At 72.2% G+C, this 19,264-nt stretch carries 15 protein-coding genes; 6 read left to right on the forward strand and 9 right to left on the reverse strand.

The window, feature by feature from the left end; all coding sequences use genetic code 11:
• Nucleotides 1-46 precede the first annotated feature (46 nt).
• Nucleotides 47-1,075: a non-homologous end-joining DNA ligase gene (gene ligD / locus ABZY20_RS12845; protein WP_356440666.1), complete on the forward strand. Its 1,029-nt coding sequence runs from the start codon at nucleotides 47-49 to the stop codon at nucleotides 1,073-1,075.
• On the opposite strand, the gene ABZY20_RS12850 is transcribed toward ligD, so the two are convergent.
• Both ABZY20_RS12850 and ABZY20_RS12855 read right to left on the reverse strand, forming a co-directional pair.
• On the reverse strand, nucleotides 1,062-3,254 hold the full coding sequence (locus ABZY20_RS12850) for a family 16 glycoside hydrolase (RefSeq protein WP_356440669.1): 2,193 nt from the start codon (nucleotides 3,252-3,254) through the stop codon (nucleotides 1,062-1,064). The two genes, ligD and ABZY20_RS12850, sit on opposite strands and share 14 nt — an antisense overlap.
• Complete coding sequence (locus tag ABZY20_RS12855; protein ID WP_356440671.1) at nucleotides 3,251-5,731, reverse strand: ThuA domain-containing protein; 2,481 nt, start codon at nucleotides 5,729-5,731, stop codon at nucleotides 3,251-3,253. The genes ABZY20_RS12850 and ABZY20_RS12855 overlap by 4 nt, the downstream gene beginning before the upstream one ends.
• 189 nt (nucleotides 5,732-5,920) lie before the next feature.
• Here ABZY20_RS12855 and ABZY20_RS12860 point away from each other — a divergent pair, with 189 nt between their 5' ends.
• On the forward strand, nucleotides 5,921-6,907 hold the full coding sequence (locus tag ABZY20_RS12860; RefSeq protein ID WP_356440672.1) for a multicopper oxidase domain-containing protein: 987 nt from the start codon (nucleotides 5,921-5,923) through the stop codon (nucleotides 6,905-6,907).
• A gap of 95 nt (nucleotides 6,908-7,002) precedes the next feature.
• Nucleotides 7,003-8,040, forward strand: a complete 1,038-nt coding sequence (locus tag ABZY20_RS12865; RefSeq protein ID WP_356440675.1) for a LacI family DNA-binding transcriptional regulator — start codon at nucleotides 7,003-7,005, stop codon at nucleotides 8,038-8,040.
• Between the two features lie 18 nt (nucleotides 8,041-8,058).
• Here the strand turns inward: ABZY20_RS12865 and ABZY20_RS12870 are convergent, their stop codons facing one another.
• Nucleotides 8,059-8,715: a class F sortase gene (locus tag ABZY20_RS12870; protein WP_356440677.1), complete on the reverse strand. Its 657-nt coding sequence runs from the start codon at nucleotides 8,713-8,715 to the stop codon at nucleotides 8,059-8,061.
• 5 nt (nucleotides 8,716-8,720) lie between these two features.
• A complete protein-coding gene (locus tag ABZY20_RS12875; RefSeq protein ID WP_356440679.1) occupies nucleotides 8,721-9,563 on the reverse strand; it encodes a DUF4397 domain-containing protein in 843 nt (280 codons plus the stop codon).
• A gap of 633 nt (nucleotides 9,564-10,196) precedes the next feature.
• Here ABZY20_RS12875 and ABZY20_RS12880 point away from each other — a divergent pair.
• On the forward strand, nucleotides 10,197-10,442 hold the full coding sequence (locus ABZY20_RS12880) for a WhiB family transcriptional regulator (protein WP_356440680.1): 246 nt from the start codon (nucleotides 10,197-10,199) through the stop codon (nucleotides 10,440-10,442).
• 125 nt (nucleotides 10,443-10,567) lie between these two features.
• Here the strand turns inward: ABZY20_RS12880 and ABZY20_RS12885 are convergent, their stop codons facing one another.
• The 4 genes from ABZY20_RS12885 to ABZY20_RS12900 all read right to left on the reverse strand — a co-directional run bounded on the left by ABZY20_RS12885 (nucleotide 10,568) and on the right by ABZY20_RS12900 (nucleotide 16,700).
• Nucleotides 10,568-11,545, reverse strand: coding sequence for an acyl-ACP desaturase (locus ABZY20_RS12885; RefSeq protein ID WP_356440681.1), 978 nt, complete (start codon nucleotides 11,543-11,545; stop codon nucleotides 10,568-10,570).
• A 189-nt stretch (nucleotides 11,546-11,734) separates the two neighbouring features.
• A complete protein-coding gene (gene ddaH / locus ABZY20_RS12890; protein ID WP_356440683.1) occupies nucleotides 11,735-12,511 on the reverse strand; it encodes a dimethylargininase in 777 nt (258 codons plus the stop codon).
• A 264-nt stretch (nucleotides 12,512-12,775) separates the two neighbouring features.
• Entirely contained in the window at nucleotides 12,776-15,064 is a 2,289-nt protein-coding gene (locus tag ABZY20_RS12895; protein WP_356440685.1) for an excinuclease ABC subunit UvrA, read from the reverse strand.
• 10 nt (nucleotides 15,065-15,074) lie between these two features.
• Nucleotides 15,075-16,700, reverse strand: a complete 1,626-nt coding sequence (locus ABZY20_RS12900; RefSeq protein ID WP_356440687.1) for an ABC-F family ATP-binding cassette domain-containing protein — start codon at nucleotides 16,698-16,700, stop codon at nucleotides 15,075-15,077.
• A 295-nt stretch (nucleotides 16,701-16,995) separates the two neighbouring features.
• Between ABZY20_RS12900 and ABZY20_RS12905 the strand changes: the two genes are divergently transcribed.
• Complete coding sequence (locus ABZY20_RS12905) at nucleotides 16,996-17,643, forward strand: GPP34 family phosphoprotein (RefSeq protein WP_356440689.1); 648 nt, start codon at nucleotides 16,996-16,998, stop codon at nucleotides 17,641-17,643.
• 135 nt (nucleotides 17,644-17,778) lie between these two features.
• Here ABZY20_RS12905 and ABZY20_RS12910 read toward each other — a convergent pair whose 3' ends face one another.
• Entirely contained in the window at nucleotides 17,779-18,195 is a 417-nt protein-coding gene (locus tag ABZY20_RS12910) for an SsgA family sporulation/cell division regulator (RefSeq protein WP_356440690.1), read from the reverse strand.
• Between the two features lie 257 nt (nucleotides 18,196-18,452).
• Between ABZY20_RS12910 and ABZY20_RS12915 the strand changes: the two genes are divergently transcribed.
• The coding region (locus ABZY20_RS12915) for an oxidoreductase (RefSeq protein WP_356440692.1) at nucleotides 18,453-19,264 on the forward strand (812 nt) is incomplete at its 3' end.

The raw sequence follows: 19,264 nt of genomic DNA on the forward strand, positions 1-19,264 counted from the left end.
TGTGCCCGATGTGCGAGGTGTGTGGGCTACGCCTACCGTGGCGGGCATGGGCGAAGCGGTGGAACTGGAGGTGGACGGCCGGACCGTGCGGCTGTCCAGCCCGGACAAGGTCTTCTTCCCGGAGCGCGGCTTCACCAAGCTGGACCTCGCCCGCTACTACATCGCCGTCGGCCCCGGCATCCTGCGCGCCCTGCGCGACCGGCCGACCACCCTGGAGCGCTACCCCGAGGGCGTGAGCGGCGAGAACTTCTTCCAGAAGCGGGCGCCGAAGAACATGCCCGACTGGATCCCCACCGCGCACATCACCTTCCCCAGCGGCCGCAGCGCCGACGAGATGTGCCCCACCGAGGTCGGGGCGGTCGTGTGGGCCGCCCAGTTCGGCACCCTCACCTTCCACCCCTGGCCGGTCCGCCGCGACGACGTCGACCGCCCCGACGAACTGCGCATCGACCTCGACCCGCAGCCCGGCACCGACTACGACGACGCCGCCCGGGCCGCCCACGAACTGCGTTCCGTCCTCGACGAGTTCGGGGGACTGCGCGGCTTCCCCAAGACCTCCGGCGGCCGCGGCCTGCACGTCTTCGTGCCCATCGAGCCGCGCTGGACCTTCAGCCAGGTCCGGCGCGCCGCGATCGCCGTCGGCCGGGAGATGGAACGGCGGATGCCGGACCTGGTGACCATCAAGTGGTGGAAGGAGGAGCGGGGCGAGCGCGTCTTCCTGGACTACAACCAGACGGCACGCGACCGCACGATCGCCTCCGCCTACTCCGTGCGGCCCCGCCCGCACGCCCCCGTCTCCGCGCCCCTGCGCTGGGACGAGGTCGGCGTCGCGCACCCCCAGGACTTCGACCTCGCGACGATGCCCGCGCGCTACGCCGAACTCGGCGACGTGCACGCGGACATGGACGACCACCGCCATTCCCTCGAAGCCCTGCTCGACCTCGCCCGCCGCGACGAACACGACCACGGGCTGGGGGACCTGCCGTACCCGCCCGAGTATCCGAAGATGCCGGGTGAACCCAGACGGGTACAGCCGAGCAGGGCCCGCAGACAGGCGCCTCCTACAACTCCTTGATCCGGATGTCGCGGTACGAGACCACGTCCGTCGTGCCGTGCACCTGCAGCCCGATGTAGCCGGAGGCGAACCGCCGCCCGTCCGTGCCCGGGTCGTCCGCGCGGGGCGGGGTGAACTCCTGGCCGCCGGTGTTGTTGAACTCGTTGATCAGCACGCCGTTGCGGAAGACCGAGTAGTGCTGGCCCTCCACCCGGATCTCGTAGTCGTTCCAGGTGCCCTTCTGCGTCACGCCGGCGCCGGCGAGACCCACCCGGTCGAAGCCGTAGACCGAGCCGGTCTTGTACATGTCGCCGTCGGGACGGTCGAGCACCTGCACCTCGTGCCCGTACGTGATGGCGACCCACTCGGGCCGGGATTCCTCCGGGTGGTCGTGGACCCACGGGAAGCGCACGAAGACACCCGAGTTGGCGTTCCCCGTGCCCGGCGCGTCGTCACGCCACTGGAGCCTGAGCGAGAAGTCGCCGTACTTGCGCTGCGGGAACCACAGCATGCCCATGCCCGGTGTCGTGGTGCCGGAGGTGATCGTCCCGTCCGGGTTCAGCCCGAACGAACCGCCGCCCACCTGCTGCCACTTGGCCAGGGACTCCGCGCTGCCGTCGAAGAGCGAACGGTAGCCCTCGGTCTGCCCCGGCTTGCCGATGCCCGACTGCCGGGCGGCCTTCCGGATCGCCCTGTACTCGCGCTGGTCGACGACCCCTTCCTTCAGCAGCGCGTCGAGGACGGACGTCACGTGCTTGAGGAACAGCGCGTGGGACGTCCACTCCTTCTCGTCCTCGATCAGCTCACCGATCCGGCACCGGTTGTCGGTGACCCGGTTGCGCACCCCCGAGTCGACCGTGCCGACGAACACCGTCAGCCGCTCGTCGTACTCCGGGCAGTCGGGCGCCGGGACCCCACCGGAGACGACCGTGAAGGTCACGCTGCGGGCCGCCGAGGTGTTGCCCGCCTTGTCCGTCGCCCGGTAGGCCACGGTGTGCGCGCCCGCCCGGTCGACCACGACCGGCGCCGAGTAGGCCAGGTACGGACCGCCGTCGAGCGAGTACTCGATCCTCTCGACGCCCGAACCGTGCTCGTCGGTCGCCGTGACCGTCACCCGGGCGCTGTTGACGTACGCGCCGTCGGAGTTCCTCGTGCCGTCCACGGTCACGCCCGTCACCGGCGGGACGGTGTCCTGAGGCGGTGCCGCGACGACCGTGAACCGCACGCTCTTCTCGGCCGCCACGTTGCCCGCCTTGTCCGTGGCGCGGTAGCGGACGGTGTGCTCGCCCACCTCGTGCACCATCACTGGCGCGGTGTACGGCTGCCAGGCGCCGGAGCCGATCGCGTACTCGATCGTGTTGACCCCTGAGCCCGTGTCGGACGCGGAGACGGTGACCGTCGCCATGTCGATGTACGCCCCGTCCGGATCGCGCTCACCGCTCACCGTCGCCGAGGTCTCCGGCGCGGTGGTGTCGTCCGACTGCGGTGCCACCACCGTGAAGGCGGCGCTCTTCTCGGCGGAGACGTTGCCCGCCTTGTCGAACGCCCGGTAGCGGACCGTGTGGCTGCCGACCTGGTCGACGACCACCGGCGCGGTGTACGGCTGCCAGGCGCCCGCGTCGCCGAGCGCGTACTCGATCCGGTCCACGCCGGATCCGCCCTCGTCGGTGGCGTGCAGCGCCACGCTCGCCGAGCCGACGTACTCGCCCTGCGCGTTCTGCGTGCCGCTGACGTGCGCCGACGCCTCCGGCGCCGTGGTGTCCTCGCCGGTGCCCTCGGTCACCGTGAGGATCCCCTGCATCTGGCCGTGGCCGGGGATGGTGCAGTGGTAGAAGTACCGGCCGGGCGTGAGCGTGACCTGCGCGGTGTGCTTGCCTCCCTGGGCGTCGTTCGGGTTGGCCAGGATGTTCAGCTGCACGTCGCCGTTGAACTCGGGGTCGCTGGTCACGAACGTCAGCGTGTGCGGCATGCCCGTGGTGTTGCCGGTGGCCACGCTGTTCTCGAAGACGATCGTGGCCTGGCCGGCGACCGCCGTCTTCGGCGCCGAGAGGTACTTGTCGATGTCGTTGCCGGCCGTCCAGGTCAGGACCTGCTCGGCGGCCTTTTCTTCGGGCTGCCCGGCGGCGGGCAGCGCCTGCACGCCGAGCAGCACGACCAGGGCGGCCAGCAGCGCGGCCCAGACTCTCGGTCTCCGGATCACTCGGTCCCCCTCGCCAGTTCACCGGCGGCCGGGGTCGGGCCGCCGCCCTTGTAGGTGACCCGCCACAGGGCCGACTTGGAGTCCGAGGTGAAGAAGCCGCGCCCGTAGTCGAGGACGTACAGCGCGCCGTCCGGACCGAACTTCCAGTCCATGAGGTTCTTGATGCCGTCGTTGCCGATCGGCACGATCTTCTTCAGCGACTCCGCGTGCACCGGCAGACCGCCGTCTCCTTGCGTCCTCGGATCCATGAGGACCGCGTGGCGCGGCTGGTCGGCGTCGTAGAAGTCGCCGACGAACCACTTGCCGTCCCAGTAGGCCGGCCACTTGACCGTGCTGTCGGCCGCGACCGCGTCGGACCGGTAGACCGGCCCGTTCATCGCCGCCTGACCGCCGCCCTTCAGCCACGGCAGCCGGTACGTGGCCTCCTCCGGCTTGTAGGACGGGACCCCGTTCGCGTCCCGCGGGTAGTCCGGTGCGCCGCCCGAGGGCGAGTACCAGATGTTGTTGCCCGTCACCGGCGGCAGGTTGACCAGGCCGTCGTTGTTCGGCGACTCGTTCTTCGGGTGGTCGCAGTCGTACCAGCCCAGCGGCTTGGACGGGTCCGGCAGATTGCGGTCGCGGTAGGGCTGCTTGTCGCCCATGCAGTACGGCCAGCCGCGGTTGCCCGCCTTCGTGATCGCGGCGAACGTGTCGTACTTGGCCGGACCCCAGGTCGTCGAGGGCGTGCTCGCGTCCGGTCCGACCCAGCCCGCGTAGAGCACGTCGGTCGACTTGTCGACGAAGATGCGCGCCGGGTTCCGCACGCCCATCACGTAGATCTCGCCGCGCGTCTTGCCGCCGCCCTCGTCGGTCTCCTTGCCGGTGAAGAGGTTGCCCTCGGGCAGGGTGTAGGTGCCGTCCGGCTCCGGGTGGATGCGCAGGATCTTGCCGTTGAGGTTGTTGGTGTTGCCGGCCGTGCGGCGCGCGTCCGCGAAGGAGACGCCCCGGTAGTCCGGCTCGGGGTTGTTGCCCGAGTAACCGCCGCTGAAGCCGCTGGAGTTGTTGTCACCGGTGGCGATGTACAGGTTGCCCTTGGAGTCCCAGGCCATCCCGCCGCCCGCGTGGCAGCAACTGTGGACCTGCACCGGCCACTTGAGGAGGACCTTCTCACTGGACAGGTCCAGCTTGCCGGTGGCCTGGTCGAGCGTGAACCGGGAGACCCGCCGCTCCGCCATCCGCGTCTCGCGGTCGATCCGCTCGTGCGGCGTGTAGTGCAGGTACATCCACCCGTTCTGCTCGAACCGCGGGTCCAGCTCGATGCCGAGCAGCCCTTCCTCGACCTTGACCAGCTCGTCGCCGCCGCCCTTGTTGCCGAAGACGGTCAGCGCGCCGGCGAGGGTGACCTGCTTGGTCTCGGGGTCGTAGACGTGGATCTCGCCCTTGCCCTTGCCGATGTCGGGGTTGTTCCAGTCGGTGATCACCGGCTGCGAGGAGTCGGCGCCGCCGCGGCCGATGTAGAAGACCCGGCCGTCGGGGGCGGTGACCAGTCCGTGCGGTTCGCCGATCTGGTCGTTCCGCCCCGGCTGGTTGGGCTTGGTCAGCCGCTCCGCCGCGTAGTGGGCGTTGATGGTGGCCTTGCAGTCGGCCTGCTCCAGCCGGGTCGTCCACATCAGCGCGCCGCGCAGGTGGGCCCGGAAGTCGGTCTCGTCGTACGACGACACCGTGCCGCCCATGCCGGTGTAGAAGGAGCGGCCGCCGTCGTAGTCCCGGCACCAACTCACCGGATGGTCCCAGCCGTTGGCGCCGGTACCCGGCTGGTACGTCGACTCCCGGACCCGGGCCACCGTGTGGACCTCGCCCGACGGGTTCTTCACCCAGTTCAGCCACTTGTCCGGGCGCTTCCACTGCACCGGGAGCTCCTTGGTGGCCGGATGCCGCCGGTCGCCGACCTCCACCGTCGCCCGCTGGACCGACGCGGGGCCCGACGCCGCCGGGCGGGCGCCCACCAGACCGGTGAACCAGTCCGAGTACGGCTCCGCGCGGGCCGCGTCATGGACGCCGACGAACCCGCCGCCGGCCTCCATGTAGGCCTCCAGGCCCGCCTCCTGCTCCGCGTCGAGGACGTCGCCCCCGCCGGTGAGGAACACGACCGCGTTGAAGCGGCCGAGCCTCTTGCCGTTGGTGAACACCGAGGCGTCGCCGGTGGCCTCGACCGTGAAGCGGCGGTCCGCCGGACCCGACAGGCCGATGTCCTCGATGGCCTCGATCCCGGCGTTCACCACCGGCGACTCACCGCCGGCCCCGGCGGAACCGTGGAAGATCAGCACCCGTACGTTCGCGCCGCCCGGCGGCGACTTGATCGACATCGTTGTCAGCGGTGGCTCGGGATACGGGCGCGCGTTCGCCGCGGGCCCGGACAGCAGTCCGGTGGCCACGGCTCCGGCGGCCACCGAGGCCGCCCACGCGCGTCTTCTCCTGCTCAGCCCTCGTAAGTGCATGGGCACCTCCTCGGTCACGGCGACACCGCCAAGGAAGCTAAACCCCTTTGCTCGTCCCGCCAATACCTATGACCGGGATGACACCAACTTTGTCTTGAGTGTGGATAAACGGGAGCGCGGCCGGTACCGTCGCACGGGTTCATCACAGGTACGCCTCCGTAAAAGCCTTACCAGGGTGGGGAGTTCCGCATGGACAGACGCAGCTTCAACCGGCGGGTCCTGCTGGGCGGCGCGGCCGTCGCGACATCGTTGTCCGTGGCGCCGGAGGCGCTCAGCGCCGACAGGCCCGCGAGGACGGCCCCGGCCGGGGGCGAGGTGAAGCACATCAAGCTCTACGCCGAGAAACTGGCGGACGGTCAGATGGGCTACGGCCTGGAGAAGGGCAAGGCGACCATCCCCGGCCCGCTGATCGAGCTCGACGAAGGCGACACGCTGCACATCGAGTTCGAGAACACCATGGACGTCGCGGTGAGCCTGCACGTCCACGGGCTCGACTACGAGATCACCAGCGACGGGACGAAACTGAACCGCAGTCACGTCGAGCCCGGCGGCACCCGCACCTACACCTGGCGCACCCACGCCCCCGGCCGCCGCAAGGACGGCACCTGGCGGGCGGGCAGTGCGGGCTACTGGCACTACCACGACCACGTCGTCGGCACCGAACACGGCACCCAGGGCCTGCAGAAGGGCCTGTACGGAGCGGTCATCGTGCGGCGCAAGGGCGACGTCCTGCCCGACCGGACGCACACGGTCGTCTTCAACGACATGCGCATCAACAACAAGGCGCCGCACTCCGGGCCCGACTTCGAGGCCACGGTGGGGGACCGGGTCGAGTTCGTCGTGATCACGCACGGCGAGTTCTACCACACCTTCCACATGCACGGTCACCGCTGGGCGGACAACCGCACCGGCATGCTGACCGGCCCCGACGACCCCAGCCAGGTCATCGACAACAAGATCACCGGACCCGCCGACTCGTTCGGCTTCCAGGTGATCGCGGGGGAGGGGGTCGGCGCCGGCGCCTGGATGTACCACTGCCATGTGCAGAGCCACTCCGACATGGGGATGGTGGGCCTGTTCCTGGTGAAGAAGCCGGACGGGACCATCCCCGGGTACGACCCGCACGACCACGGGCAGCACCCGGCGGCGCGGCGGCAGGAGGAACACGGGCACTGAGGGACACATGAGGCGGGCCGCCGCCCGAGAGCGCTCTCACGGCGCCGGCGGTCCGGGGCTATCCTGATCCGCAACCGCAGGTGAGGAGCCCCGAAGTGACCGACACAGCGCCGCGTCCCACCCTGGAGGCCGTGGCCGCCCGGGCCGGTGTCTCGCGGGCCACCGTCTCCCGCGTGGTCAACGGCGGCGACGGGGTGCGGGACATCCTCGTCGAGAGGGTCCGCAAGGCCGTGGACGAACTCGGATACGTGCCCAACCAAGCCGCACGCTCCCTGGTGACCCGGCGGCACGACGCGATCGCCGTGGTCGTCGCCGAACCGGAGACCCGGGTGTTCGCCGACCCGTTCTTCGCGCTCCAGCTGCGCGGCATCAGCAAGGAGCTCACGGCCCACGACAACCAGCTCGTCCTGCTCCTCACGGAGGGCCGCGACGACCACGCCCGGGTCGGCCGCTACCTCGCCGGCGGGCACGTCGACGGGGCCCTCGTCTTCTCCCTGCACCTCGACGACCCGCTGCCGGAGCTTATCCAGCGCGCCGGGATCCCCACGGTGTTCGGCGGCCGGCCCGGCTGGAGCGGGGACCGGCGCCAAGTGGTCTACGTCGACACCGACAACCGCGGCGGTGCCCGGGACGCCGTCCGCCACCTGGCCGGCCTCGGCCGCACCCGTATCGCGCACATCACCGGCGCCCTGGACCAGACCTCCGCGGTCGACCGGCTCGACGGCTACCGGGACGTGATGGTGGACGCCGACCCGCGGCTCATCGTCGAGGCGGATTTCACCCCGGGCGGGGGCGAGCGGGCGATGCGCGAACTCCTCGGCCGCTGCCCGGACGTGGACGCGGTGTTCGCCGCGAACGACCTCATGGCCTCGGGCGCCCTGCGCGTGCTGCGGGAGGCCGGCCGCCGCGTCCCGGACGACGTGGCGGTCATCGGCTTCGACGACATGCAGCCCGTCGCCGAGCAGACCGACCCGCCGCTGACCACCGTCCGCCAGGACATCGAGGAGATGGGCCGCCTCATGGCCCGCCTCCTGCTGCGCGACCTGGACCGCGCGGCCCCGAGCGAGGGCGTCGCCGGCACACCGTCGAGCGTGGTCCTGCCGACGACACTGGTACGGCGGGCTTCCGCGTAGGGCTCGCCGGGGCGGGGTTCACGGGCGCGGGCCGGCGGGGGTGGCGTACACCACCAGGTTCCGCTGGTAGCCGCCGCGTGCGCGGTCGTACGGGGGTGCGCAGGTGACCAGGGTGAGCACCGGCTGTCCGTGGCGCCGGAACACCTCGGCGGGGAGGCTGTCCCTGCCGACCACCTCGCGGGCCGTCACCCGGTACCGCACGGGGGGCGCGTCCTTGCGGGCGACGAGGACGTCGTCGCCCTTCCGGACCGCGTACAGCTTGGCGAAGGCGCCCAGGGCGCCGGTGCGGTCGTCCACGTGGCCGACGAGGACGGCGGATCCGGCGGAGCCGCCCGGCGCGGGACCGTGGCGGTACCAGCCGGCCCGCCCGGCGTCGCCGGGTACCTCCACCGTGCCGTCGTCCTCGACGCCGACGCCCTGGACCGCGGCGTCCAGCGCCACGCGCGGGACGCGCAGCGCGGTCGGCTCGGCCGCCGGGCCGGAGGCGTTCCCCGGCGCGGCGTCGCTCCCGGTGGACGCCCCGGCCGCACGCTCGTGGGCCCGCGGCCGGTCACCGAAGCCGGACGGCGCCGGTGCCCCGGACGGCCACAGCGCCCAGACCGGCAGCACGGCCAGGGCGGCGGCGGCCGCGGCGGCTGCCGCGGATCGCCGTCCGCCCCGGGGGGAGGACCCCATGACCGTCAGCGGCCCCGGGAGTACCGGCGGCGCGCGGCCAGCAGGCCGGCGACCGCGACGGCGCCGGCGGTGCCCCAGGCGAGCCAGCCGGTGGCGGACTCGTTGGCGGCGGCCAGGGCGCCGCTCTCACCGCCCTTCACCCCGCGCGGCGCGGAGTCCATGCCGCTGATGGTCTGCGTCTTCAGCGCGAGGTTCTTGTCCTCGGCGCTGCCCCAGGCGTAGACGATCGTGCCGGTGCCCTCGGCGAGGTTGAGGTCGGCGGGGCCTATGACCACGGTGTCGGTGCCGGCGAGTACCACATCGGCGCTCACCTTGCCGGCGGGCACCACCAGGGACTTCTCGTTCGGGTTGGTCAGGCCCTTGATGATCGGCTTGCCGCCCGCGCGGACGTCCACGGCGGGTGCCGCGGCGACATGACGGACCGTCAGCCGCGACTGGCCGGCCGGGATTTTGGAGGTGTCGTTGACGAACGCGGTGAGGGTGGGGTTGCCCTGCGCGTCGAGGTGTGCGGCGAGGGTGGCGTTCGCCCCGGCCGGGACGTCGACGCTCTTCTGGATGGCGGGGGCACCGTCGGGGCCCTTGCCGTCGGGGAAGACCTCGATGTCATAGGTGCCCGGATCCAGGGACTGGGGCTCGGTCAGGGTGCCGGGCTTGAAGTCGGGGATCAGTTCCTTCCCGTTGGCGTACACGTCGACGGTGAGGCCCGGGACGCCGTGGAAGACGGAGACGGACGCCTTGCCGCTTCCCTGGGCCGGCCCCTCCGCGAAGGCGGGTACGGCCACGGCGAGGGACAGCACGCAGGCACTGGCGGTGGCGGTGGCGGTCTTCCTGCTGAGTGAGGTCGTCATCGGCTCTCCTTCGTCGGGGACCCCGGCCACAGGTGGGGTCCGGCTTCCGGACGGGCGGCTCTTCGCAGGCACCGTGCGGCGGGTGCGGCCGGAAGTGCGGGCGGGCCGGTCCGGGCGGGCCTCGAACGGGCCCTGCGCGTCGACCCGTCGAGAGGCGAGCAGGCGCCCTTCGTGAGCGGCCCGCTCCCCAACACCTGAATCAGAATGGGGCGGTCTGTAGGGCTTCGCCACTTCTGCCGAATGCGTCCGCATACGTGCGCCGATGCCGACTTGCGCGCGGCGCGGCCCGGCCCCGGCGCCCCGGAGGGCGCGGGTCCTGGGACAAGGCCCGTGGCCGGGGCCGCCCTGGCCGGGGCGGCAGGACGGGGTTCACCCGAGCGGGTGAATTTCCTCGCCGACGGGCCCCGCCGTCCCCCTCCGGGCCGCGTATCGCCCACCGGCGCGCGCCCCGGCGTCCCGCACGGGGCCAGGCCCGTCCCGAGGCCCTGGCGGGCATCGCCGTTCGCCCGTCCCGCGCGCCGCCGTGCACGGGCCCGTCCGGCGCGTCACCATCGAGGCGGGCCGGGGGTGCGTGGACGCCGTGTTGATCCGGCGTTGATCGAACGTTTTTCGCGGGCGGTGACGCTTCTCGTCATGCACCTCGACACGATGACGGCGCCCGAACTCGCCTGGCAGCAGGAAGCGTTGTGCGCGCAGACCGGGGCGGACTTCTTCTTCCCCGAGCCCGGCAGTTCGGTGCGGGAGGCGAAGCGGATCTGCGGTATGTGCCCGATCCGCGCGGCGTGCCTGGAGTACGCCATGGACAACGACGAGCGCTTCGGCGTCTGGGGCGGTCTGTCGGAGAAGGAGCGGCTGGAGCTGCGGCGGGTGTCGCGGTAGCCCGTGGGCCTGTGCGGTCGCGGGCTCCCGGCGGGAACGGGGGAGAACGCGCCGATGCCCCGGCCGCGTGTGGCGGTCGGGGCATCGGATGCGTGGGGGACGGCCCGGCCGGGCCGGGCCTCCCGTCAGGCGCTCGCGCGGGCCGCCATGCGGGCCTTGCGCGCGGCCAGCTTCTCGTCGAACTTGGCGGCCTCGGAGTCCAGGCCGCCCAGGAACAGGCCCAGCTCCTCCTGCGCCTTGCGGCCCTCGGGGCCCAGGCCGTCGATCTCCAAGACCTTCAGGAAGCGCAGGACGGGCTGCAGCACGTCGTCGTGGTGGATCCGCAGGTTGTAGACCTCGCCGATGGCCATCTGCGCGGCGGCGCGCTCGAAGCCGGGGATGCCGTGCCCGGGCATCCGGAAGTTCACCACGACGTCGCGGACGGCCATCATCGTGAGGTCGGGCGCGAGCTCGAAGGCCGCCTTCAGCAGGTTCCGGTAGAAGACCATGTGCAGGTTCTCGTCGGTCGCGATCCGGGCCAGCATGCGGTCGCAGACCGGGTCGCCTGACTGGTGCCCGGTGTTGCGGTGCGAGATGCGGGTGGCCAGCTCCTGGAAGGCGACGTAGGCGACCGAGTGCAGCATCGAGTGGCGGTTGTCCGACTCGAAGCCCTCGCTCATGTGGGACATGCGGAACTGCTCCAGCTTGTCCGGGTCCACGGCGCGCGAGGCGAGCAGGTAGTCCCGCATCACGATGCCGTGCCGGCCCTCCTCGGCGGTCCAGCGGTGCACCCAGGTGCCCCAGGCGCCGTCACGGCCGAAGAGCGAGGCGATCTCGTGGTGGTAGCTGGGCAGGTTGTCCTCGGTGAGGAGATTGACCACGAGCGCGATGCGGCCGACCTCGGTGACCTTGGACTGCTCCTTCTCCCAGGCCTCGCCGTCCTCGAAGAGACCGGGGAAGTTGCGGCCGTCGCTCCACGGCACGTACTCGTGCGGCATCCAGTCCTTGGCGACCTTCAGGTGCCGGTCGAGTTCCTTCTCGACCACTTCCTCCAGCGCGTACAGCAGCTGAGCGTCGGTCCAAGAGCCGGCGGGGCTGCCGAGGTGGGGAGTGGTGATCGTCATGGACTCTCCAGGGGGACGTACGGTCGAGCGGTGAGCGGAAACCTACGGCATCGTAGGCTACGGATACGTAGGTTACGAGGCCGTAGGTTAAGGGTGCCGTAAAGGCCGCAGATCAGCGGGGTGCCGGCCCAAGCCGCCCGGGTCGCGGACGCGCAGGTCGAGGGCCGGAGACCGGCCGTCTTCACTCGTTCAGGCGTACAGCTCCCGCATCCGCACCGAGAGGCATGTCACACAGCCCTCGAGCTTCTCGAACTCGCTGATGTCCACGACGACCGGTTCGTACCCGAGGTCCGCGAACAGCTCGGCGGTCTTCGGGGCGCTCGCCGCCATCAGCAGCTTGTCGCCGCCGAGCAGGACGACGTGCGACCCGGACTCCTCCGGCACCGGCAGGAAACGGGCGAACAGCGACGGCGTGTCCATCTTCGGGATGTGCCCGATGACCGTCCCGTCCGGCAGTGCCGTCACGGCCGACTTCAGGTGCAGCACCTTGGTCACCGGTACGGCGACGACCCGGGCGCCGAGCGGCTCGAACGCCGCGCGCACCTGCTGGACGCCGGCGGCGTTGGTGCGCCCGCCCCGGCCCACGTACACCGTGTCGCCGATCTTCAGCACGTCACCGCCGTCCAGGGTGCCCGGCTCCCAGATCCAGTTCACCGAGCAGCCCAGCCCGGCGACCGCCTCCTCCACCCCGGCCGTCTCCGCGCGCCGCGAGTCGGCGCCCGGCCGGGCGATCAGCGCCACGTTCCGGTACATCACGACCGTGTCCTCGACGAACACCGAGTCCGGGCAGTCGTCGGCCGGCTCCACCTCGACGGTCTCCCAGCCGTGGGTGCGCAGCGCTCGCACGTACGCCTCCCACTGCTCGCCCGCGAGCTCGGCGTCGACCCCCTCCCGCTCGATGTGCGTCACCAGCCCCTCGGCGAGACGCGGGCTGGGGCGGCGGACGAGGGCCTTCTTGCTGGGCACGAGCGTGACTCCGTATTCGGGTGGGACGTGTCGGGACCGCACCGCCCGGACCTCCGGGGTCCACCGGAGCCCACCGGGCGTCGGCCGACCATCATGCAGGGCGAACGCGGGAGAGGACACCCCCTGCTTTCCAGGGGCGCATTCCAGGAGTGCCCTCCAGGGGCGCGGGGAACGGCGCGACCGGCCCCCACGCAGCCGCACCCGGCAACGGCGCGAACGAACCACCCCCGGGCCCCGCCACGCCCCTCGCTCGAGTCACGCACGTCACGCCCGGCCCGGCGACACCGGCGACACCCCCTCCCCGACCACCCTCCGCAGATGCTCCGCCGTGAACGACCCCCGCGCTGCCAGAAGCTCCCGCGGCGTCCCCTCGAAGACGACCTCGCCGCCGTCCCGGCCGCCGTCCGGGCCGAGGTCGATCACCCAGTCGGCCCGGGCGACCACGTCCAGGTTGTGCTCCACGACGACGACCGTGTTGCCCCCGTCGACCAGCCGGTCCAGCAGGACGATCAGCCCCTCCACATCCGCCATGTGCAGCCCGGTCGTCGGCTCGTCGAGCACGTAGACCGCACCCGTCCGGTGCAGCCGCGTCGCGAGCTTGATCCGCTGCCGCTCGCCGCCGGAGAGCGTCGAGAGGGGCTGACCGAGCGTCAGATACGTCAGCCCGACGTCCCGCAGGGCGCGCAGCCGCCGCCGTACGCCCGGATCCTCGAAGAAGTCCAGCGCCTGCTCGGCCGTCATCCCCAGGACGTCGGCCACGGAACTGCCCCGCACGGTCAGCCGCAGCACCTCCTCCTTGAAGCGCCGCCCCTCGCAGTCGTGGCAGGTCGTGGTCACCGGGTCCATGAAGGCGAGGTCGGTGTAGATCAGACCCCGGCCCTCACAGGTGGGGCAGGCGCCGGCGGAGTTGAAGCTGAACAGGCCCGCCTCCGCTCCCGTCTCGCGGGCGAAGACCTTCCGGACCGTGTCCATGATCCCCAGGTACGTCGCCGGGGTGGAGCGGCCCGAGATGCCGATCGACGACTGGTCCACGACCACGGCCTCCTCGTGGGCGGCGGTGAACTCCGCGACCAGCGTGCTCTTCCCCGACCCGGCGACCCCGGTGACCGCCGTGAGCACCCCGGCCGGGAACCGCACGGTCACGTCCCGCAGGTTGTGCCGGTTCGCGCCCTTGACCCACAGCTCGCCGGAGGGCCGCCGCACCTCCTCCTTGACCGCCGTGCGCCGCCGCAGGCAGCGCCCGGTGAGCGTGCCGGACGCGGCCAGCCCGCCCGGCGTGCCCTCGAACACCACCGTGCCGCCTCCCGCACCGGCCCCGGGCCCCATGTCGACGACGTGGTCGGCCAGCGCGATGACGTCCGGGTCGTGCTCGACGACCAGCACGGTGTTGCCCTTGTCGCGCAGCCGCAGCAGCAGATCACCGAGGCGCCCCACGTCGCGCGGGTGCAGGCCGACGCTCGGCTCGTCGAAGATGTACGTCATCCCGGTCAGCCCGGAGCCCAGGTGACGCACCGTCTTCAGCCGCTGCCCCTCCCCGCCGCTGAGCGTCGCCGTCTCCCGGTCGAGACTGAGGTAGCCCAGGCCGATCGCCTCGATGCGCTCCAGGGCCGTCACCGCCGCCCCCGCGACGGGCCCGGCGACCGGGTCGTCGATCTCCTTCAGCACGGCGATCAGGTCCGTGACCTGCATCCGGCTGCAGTCGGCGATGGAACGCCCGTTGATCCGGGTCGCGAGCGCCGCCGCGTTGAGCCGTGCTCCCCGGCACGTCGGGCAGGCGCCCTCCACCAGGAAGGAGCGGACCAGGTCGCGGGTCTTCTGGCTCATGCCCGACAGGTCCCGCTTCAGGTACAGCCGCTCGAACCGGTCGGCCAGCCCTTCGTACTCGTTGGTCCAGGTGCCGCCGCTGCCGCTGACGGTGACCGTGGCACCGGGCCGGCCGCGCATGAGGAACTCCCGCTCGGCGGCGGTGAACCGGCCCACGGGCTTGTCCGGGTCGAGGTCGGCGCTGTTGGTGTACGACTGGCCCTGCCAGGTGCCGGCCGCGAACGGCGGGAAGCGGACCGCCCCGCCGGCCAGGGACCGCTGCGGGTCCAGGATGCGGTCCCAGTCGGGCTGCACCGTACGGCCGAGCCCGTCGCAGGTGGGGCACATGCCCGACGGGTCGTTGAACGAGTACGCCGTGGCCGGGCCGGCGCTCGGTGTGCCGTGCCGGGAGAACAGGACGCGGATCACCGAGTAGACGTCCGTCATCGTGCCGACCGTCGACCGCGAGTGGCCGCCGACGGGCCGCTGGTCGACGACGATCGCGGCGGTGAGGTCCTCCAGGCCGTCCGCGTGCGGCCGCTCGAACTTGGGCAGCCGGTTGCGGACGAACCACGGATACGTCTCGTTCAGCTGGCGCTGCGACTCCACCGCGATCGTGTCGAAGACGACGGACGACTTCCCCGACCCCGAAACGCCGGTGAACACGGTCAGCCGGCCTTTCGGGATGCGGAGGGTGACGTCCTTGAGGTTGTTCTCCCTGGCACCGGTGAGAGTGATGAAATCGGGCATGCAGCCGACGCTAGGCGGTATACCCGACAGCTTCTGACGTGATTTCCCGCAGTTCTCCGTCCTCCAGCATCAGCCACCGCGTGATGCCGACCGACTCCAGGAACGGCAGGTCGTGGCTGGCCACGATCAGCGCCCCCTCGTACGACTCCAGGGCCGTGGTCAGCTGCCGCACGCTGGCGATGTCGAGGTTGTTGGTCGGCTCGTCCAGCATGAGCAGCTGCGGCGCCGGCTCGGCCAGCATCAGCGCGGCCAGCGCCGCCCGGAAGCGTTCGCCGCCCGACAGCGTCGCCGCCCGCTGGTCGGCCCGGGCGCCCCGGAACAGGAAGCGGGCCAGACGCGCCCGGATCCGGTTGTTGGTGGCGTCCGGCGCGAACCGGGCCACGTTCTCGGCGACCGTCAGCCCGTCGTCGAGGACGTCCAGCCGCTGCGGCAGGAACCGCAGCGGGACGTGCGCCGTCACCTCGCCCGACTCCGCCGGCAGCTCCCCGGCGATCGTGCGCAGCAGCGTGGTCTTGCCCGCGCCGTTGCGCCCGATCAGCGCGACCCGCTCGGGGCCGTGCAGGTCGAGCCCGCCCGTCACCCGGGCGCCGTGCCGCAGCCCGAGGTCGCGCAGGGTCAGCACACCGCGCCCCGGCGGCACGGCCGTGTACGGCAGGTCGACGCGGATCTCGTCGTCGTCCCGTACGGCCTCCGCCGCCTCGTCGAGCCGCTCCCGGGCCTCGGCGAGCTTCTCCTCGTGCAGGATGCGGTGCTTGCCCGCGGACTCCTGCGCCGCGCGCTTGCGAGCCCCCATGACGATCTTCGGTTCGCGCTTCTGGTCCCACATCTTCTGCCCGTACCGCTTGCGGCGGGCCAGTTTGACCTGGGCGTCGGCCAGTTCGCGCTTCTGCTTGCGCAAGTCGGCCTCGGCGACGCGCACCATGCGCTCGGCCGCCTCCTGTTCGATCCGCAGTGCCTCCTCGTAGTCGGAGAAGTTGCCGCCGTACCAGTGGAGCCCGTCGGGGCGCAGATCGGCGATCTGGTCGACGAGGTCCAGCAGTTCGCGGTCGTGGCTCACCACGACCATCACGCCCGGCCAGGACCGGACGGCCGCGTACAGCCGCCGGCGGGCGTACAGGTCGAGGTTGTTGGTCGGCTCGTCCAGCAGCAGCACGTCGGGCCGGCGCAGCAGCAGCGCCGCCAGCCGCAGCAGCACCGACTCGCCGCCCGACACCTCGCCGACGGTGCGGTCGAGTCCGATGTGCCCGAGGCCGAGTTCGCCGAGCGTGGCCAGGGCGCGTTCCTCGACGTCCCAGTCGTCGCCGAGGGCCTCGAAGTGCTCCTCGGCCGCGTCGCCCGCCTCGATGGCGTGCAGCGCGGCGCGCTGTACGGCGATGCCGAGCGCCTCGTCGACCCGCAGGGTGGTGTCGAGGGTGACGTTCTGCGGCAGGTGGCCGACCTCGCCGGACACGCGGACGGTGCCGTCGGCCGGGTCGAGTTCACCGGCGATCAGCTTCAGAAGGGTGGACTTCCCCGACCCGTTGACGCCGACCAGGCCGGTCCGGCCGGGGCCGAACACGGCGTCCAGGTCCTCGAAGACGGGGCTGCCGTCGGGCCAGGTGAACGACAGGGAGGTGACGGTGAGGGAAGCAGACATGGGGGCCTCATTCGCGGTTGCTCGAAGCAGTCAGGGGCAGACGCGTGTCGAGACACCTGCGACCGGGGGAGGAGGCTCCACGGGCATGGGAAAAGCCCTGCACCCAAGGACGGCTCGGACGCCGAGGTCGCACGCAGCGCACCCAGCACATGTGGGTGACGCGGTGTCTCAGGACCTCAGACGAGCAACGTCCTTCTCCAATCGACGGCAACAGGACCGCTTTCGACCGTACGAGGGGGCCCGGGGACTGTCAACGGATTAACGTCGGTTCGATCTCGCGCCCTGAGGAGGCACCGTGTCCCACGGCCCGCTCTCGCTGCCCGCCCGGCTCTGTCTGCTGGCCTGGGACACCGCACGTCCGGCGGTCAACGACACCGCCCAGCTGCCCGGACTGGTGCGGGCCGGCGCCCTCGTCGACCTGGCGCGGCGCGGCCTGCTCACCGACGAGGACGGCATCGCCACCCCGGCCGACCTGGACTCCCGTACCGGTGACGCGGTCCTCGACGGGCTGCTGGAACTGATCCACGAGTCCCGCCCGCACTCCTGGCGGACCTGGGTGACGCTGCGGGCGCGGGTGACCCTGGACGCCGTGCGGGAGCAGCTGGTGGCCGAGGGGTGGCTGCGGGCGGAGAAGCGGCGCGTGCTCGGCGTCTTCCCGTCCGTGGAGTACGCGCTGGAGCGTGCCGCGGCCGTGGACGCGCTGCGGCGGGAGACCCGCCAGGTCCTCGCGGGGTCCGTGCCGGTCGCCGAGGTCTCCGAGCGGGACGCGGCCCTGGCGGCCCTGGCCGCCGCGGCGGAGCTGTTCGGCGGGGCCTGCGCCCGGGGACGGCGCGTCGGTGAACTGGCCGGGCGCGCCGGGGCGGCGTCCCCCGCGCTGCGCGGGATCGTGACGGAGGTGCGGGGGGCGGTGGCCACCGCGGTACCGGCACCGGCCTCGCCCTGACCCGCGGGTGCCCGTCGGAATCCGGCCACGACAGCCCGGGCGTGAGAGCTGCCGGACACCCGGAGCCGGTGGGGACCGTCCGGCGCACCGGGCCGGCCGGGGGTCAACGCCCCGCAGGTGCCCGGACGGCGGAGCTCAGCACGTGTCCCGCATCAGCTCCGCCAGGTCGTGGTCCAGATCCAGCTGGAGGTGCTCCAGGCCGACCGGCACCAGCTCGCCGGTGGCCTCCAGGAACCGGCGGATCTCACCGGTGCGGACGTGCACCACGGCCGTGCCCTCGGGAGCGTGGAACTCCAGCACCGTGCGGTCGAAGCCGTACGGCCGCACGCGCACGTCGCCGTACCCCTCGGAACCCTTCAGGCCGGCCGCCAGCAGCTCGCGGGAGAACGTCCAGCACACCTCGACGCCCTCCAGCGTGGCCGGGGCGGGGAAGGACATGCGGACCGCGAACGGGTCCCGCCGGTCGTAGTGCAGCGTCGCGGGAATGCTCGGCATGCGCGGCGCGGCGGCGACGAGCCGGGCCTCCACGGGTTGCTCGATGACGATGGACAACGCCTTGCTCCCTTGTGACGGCTGGACGGACACTTCCGGGCGGATGAGGCCGGGCATCGGAAGAGACGACGGAATCAGCCAATCCGTGCACACGAAGTGCGAGTGACCTCTGTCACCGCCTTCATGCATCCGAGTGACGTGCCTCTCCTCAGGCGGCTCGCAGGGCACTTGTGGCCCGCGGCGGACCACCCGGCGTGCCCGTGAGGCGCTCTGGACGGCGTCCGGGCGGTGGGCTAGCTTCCCCGGCCATGAGGCGCATGGGGAGCACGCGGCGGACGGGACGGACACGGCGCGGCAGCGTCGCGGTGACGGCATGCGCGGCGGTTCTGGCCGCGCTGACCGCCGTACCGGCACAGGCACACGGGCCGCAGCGCGGGACGCCGCACTGGGAACTCAAGGACACCGGCACCCCCGAGGTCCGTTTCCGCGGCCTGGCCGCCGTCAGCCGCGGCACCGCGTGGGCCGCCGGGACCGCGGGCACCGTCCTGCGCACCACCGACGGCGGCGCGAGCTGGCGGAACGTCTCGCCCCCGGGCGCGGGGGAGATGCAGTTCCGGGACGTCGAGGCGTTCGACGCGCGCCGGGCCGTGGTCCTGGCCATCGGTGAGGGCGAGGCGTCCCGGATCTACCGCACCGACGACGGCGGAGCCACCTGGACGGAGTCCTTCCGCAACACCGACCCGAAGGCCTTCTACGACTGCGTCGCCTTCTTCGACCACCGCCACGGCCTCGCCCTGAGCGACCCGGTGGACGGCAGGTTCCGCATCCTGTCGACCCGTGACGGCGGCCGCACCTGGACGGTGCTGCCCGACCGGGGCATGCCGGCGGCGCAGGAGGGCGAGGCCGGGTTCGCGGCGAGCGGCCAGTGCCTGGTGACGTCCGGGCCGAAGGACGTCTGGCTCGCCACCGGCGGTGCCGCCCACGCGCGCGTGCTGCACTCCGCCGACCGGGGGCTCACATGGCGGGCCACCGAGCTGCCCCTGCCGGCCGGCGACCCGGCCCGCGGCGTCTTCGCGCTGGCCTTCCGCGACCGCGCCCACGGCCTCGCCGTCGGCGGCGACTACCGGCC

It is taken from the genome of Streptomyces sp. NPDC006624 (assembly GCF_040611555.1).
GTDB lineage: Bacteria > Actinomycetota > Actinomycetes > Streptomycetales > Streptomycetaceae > Streptomyces.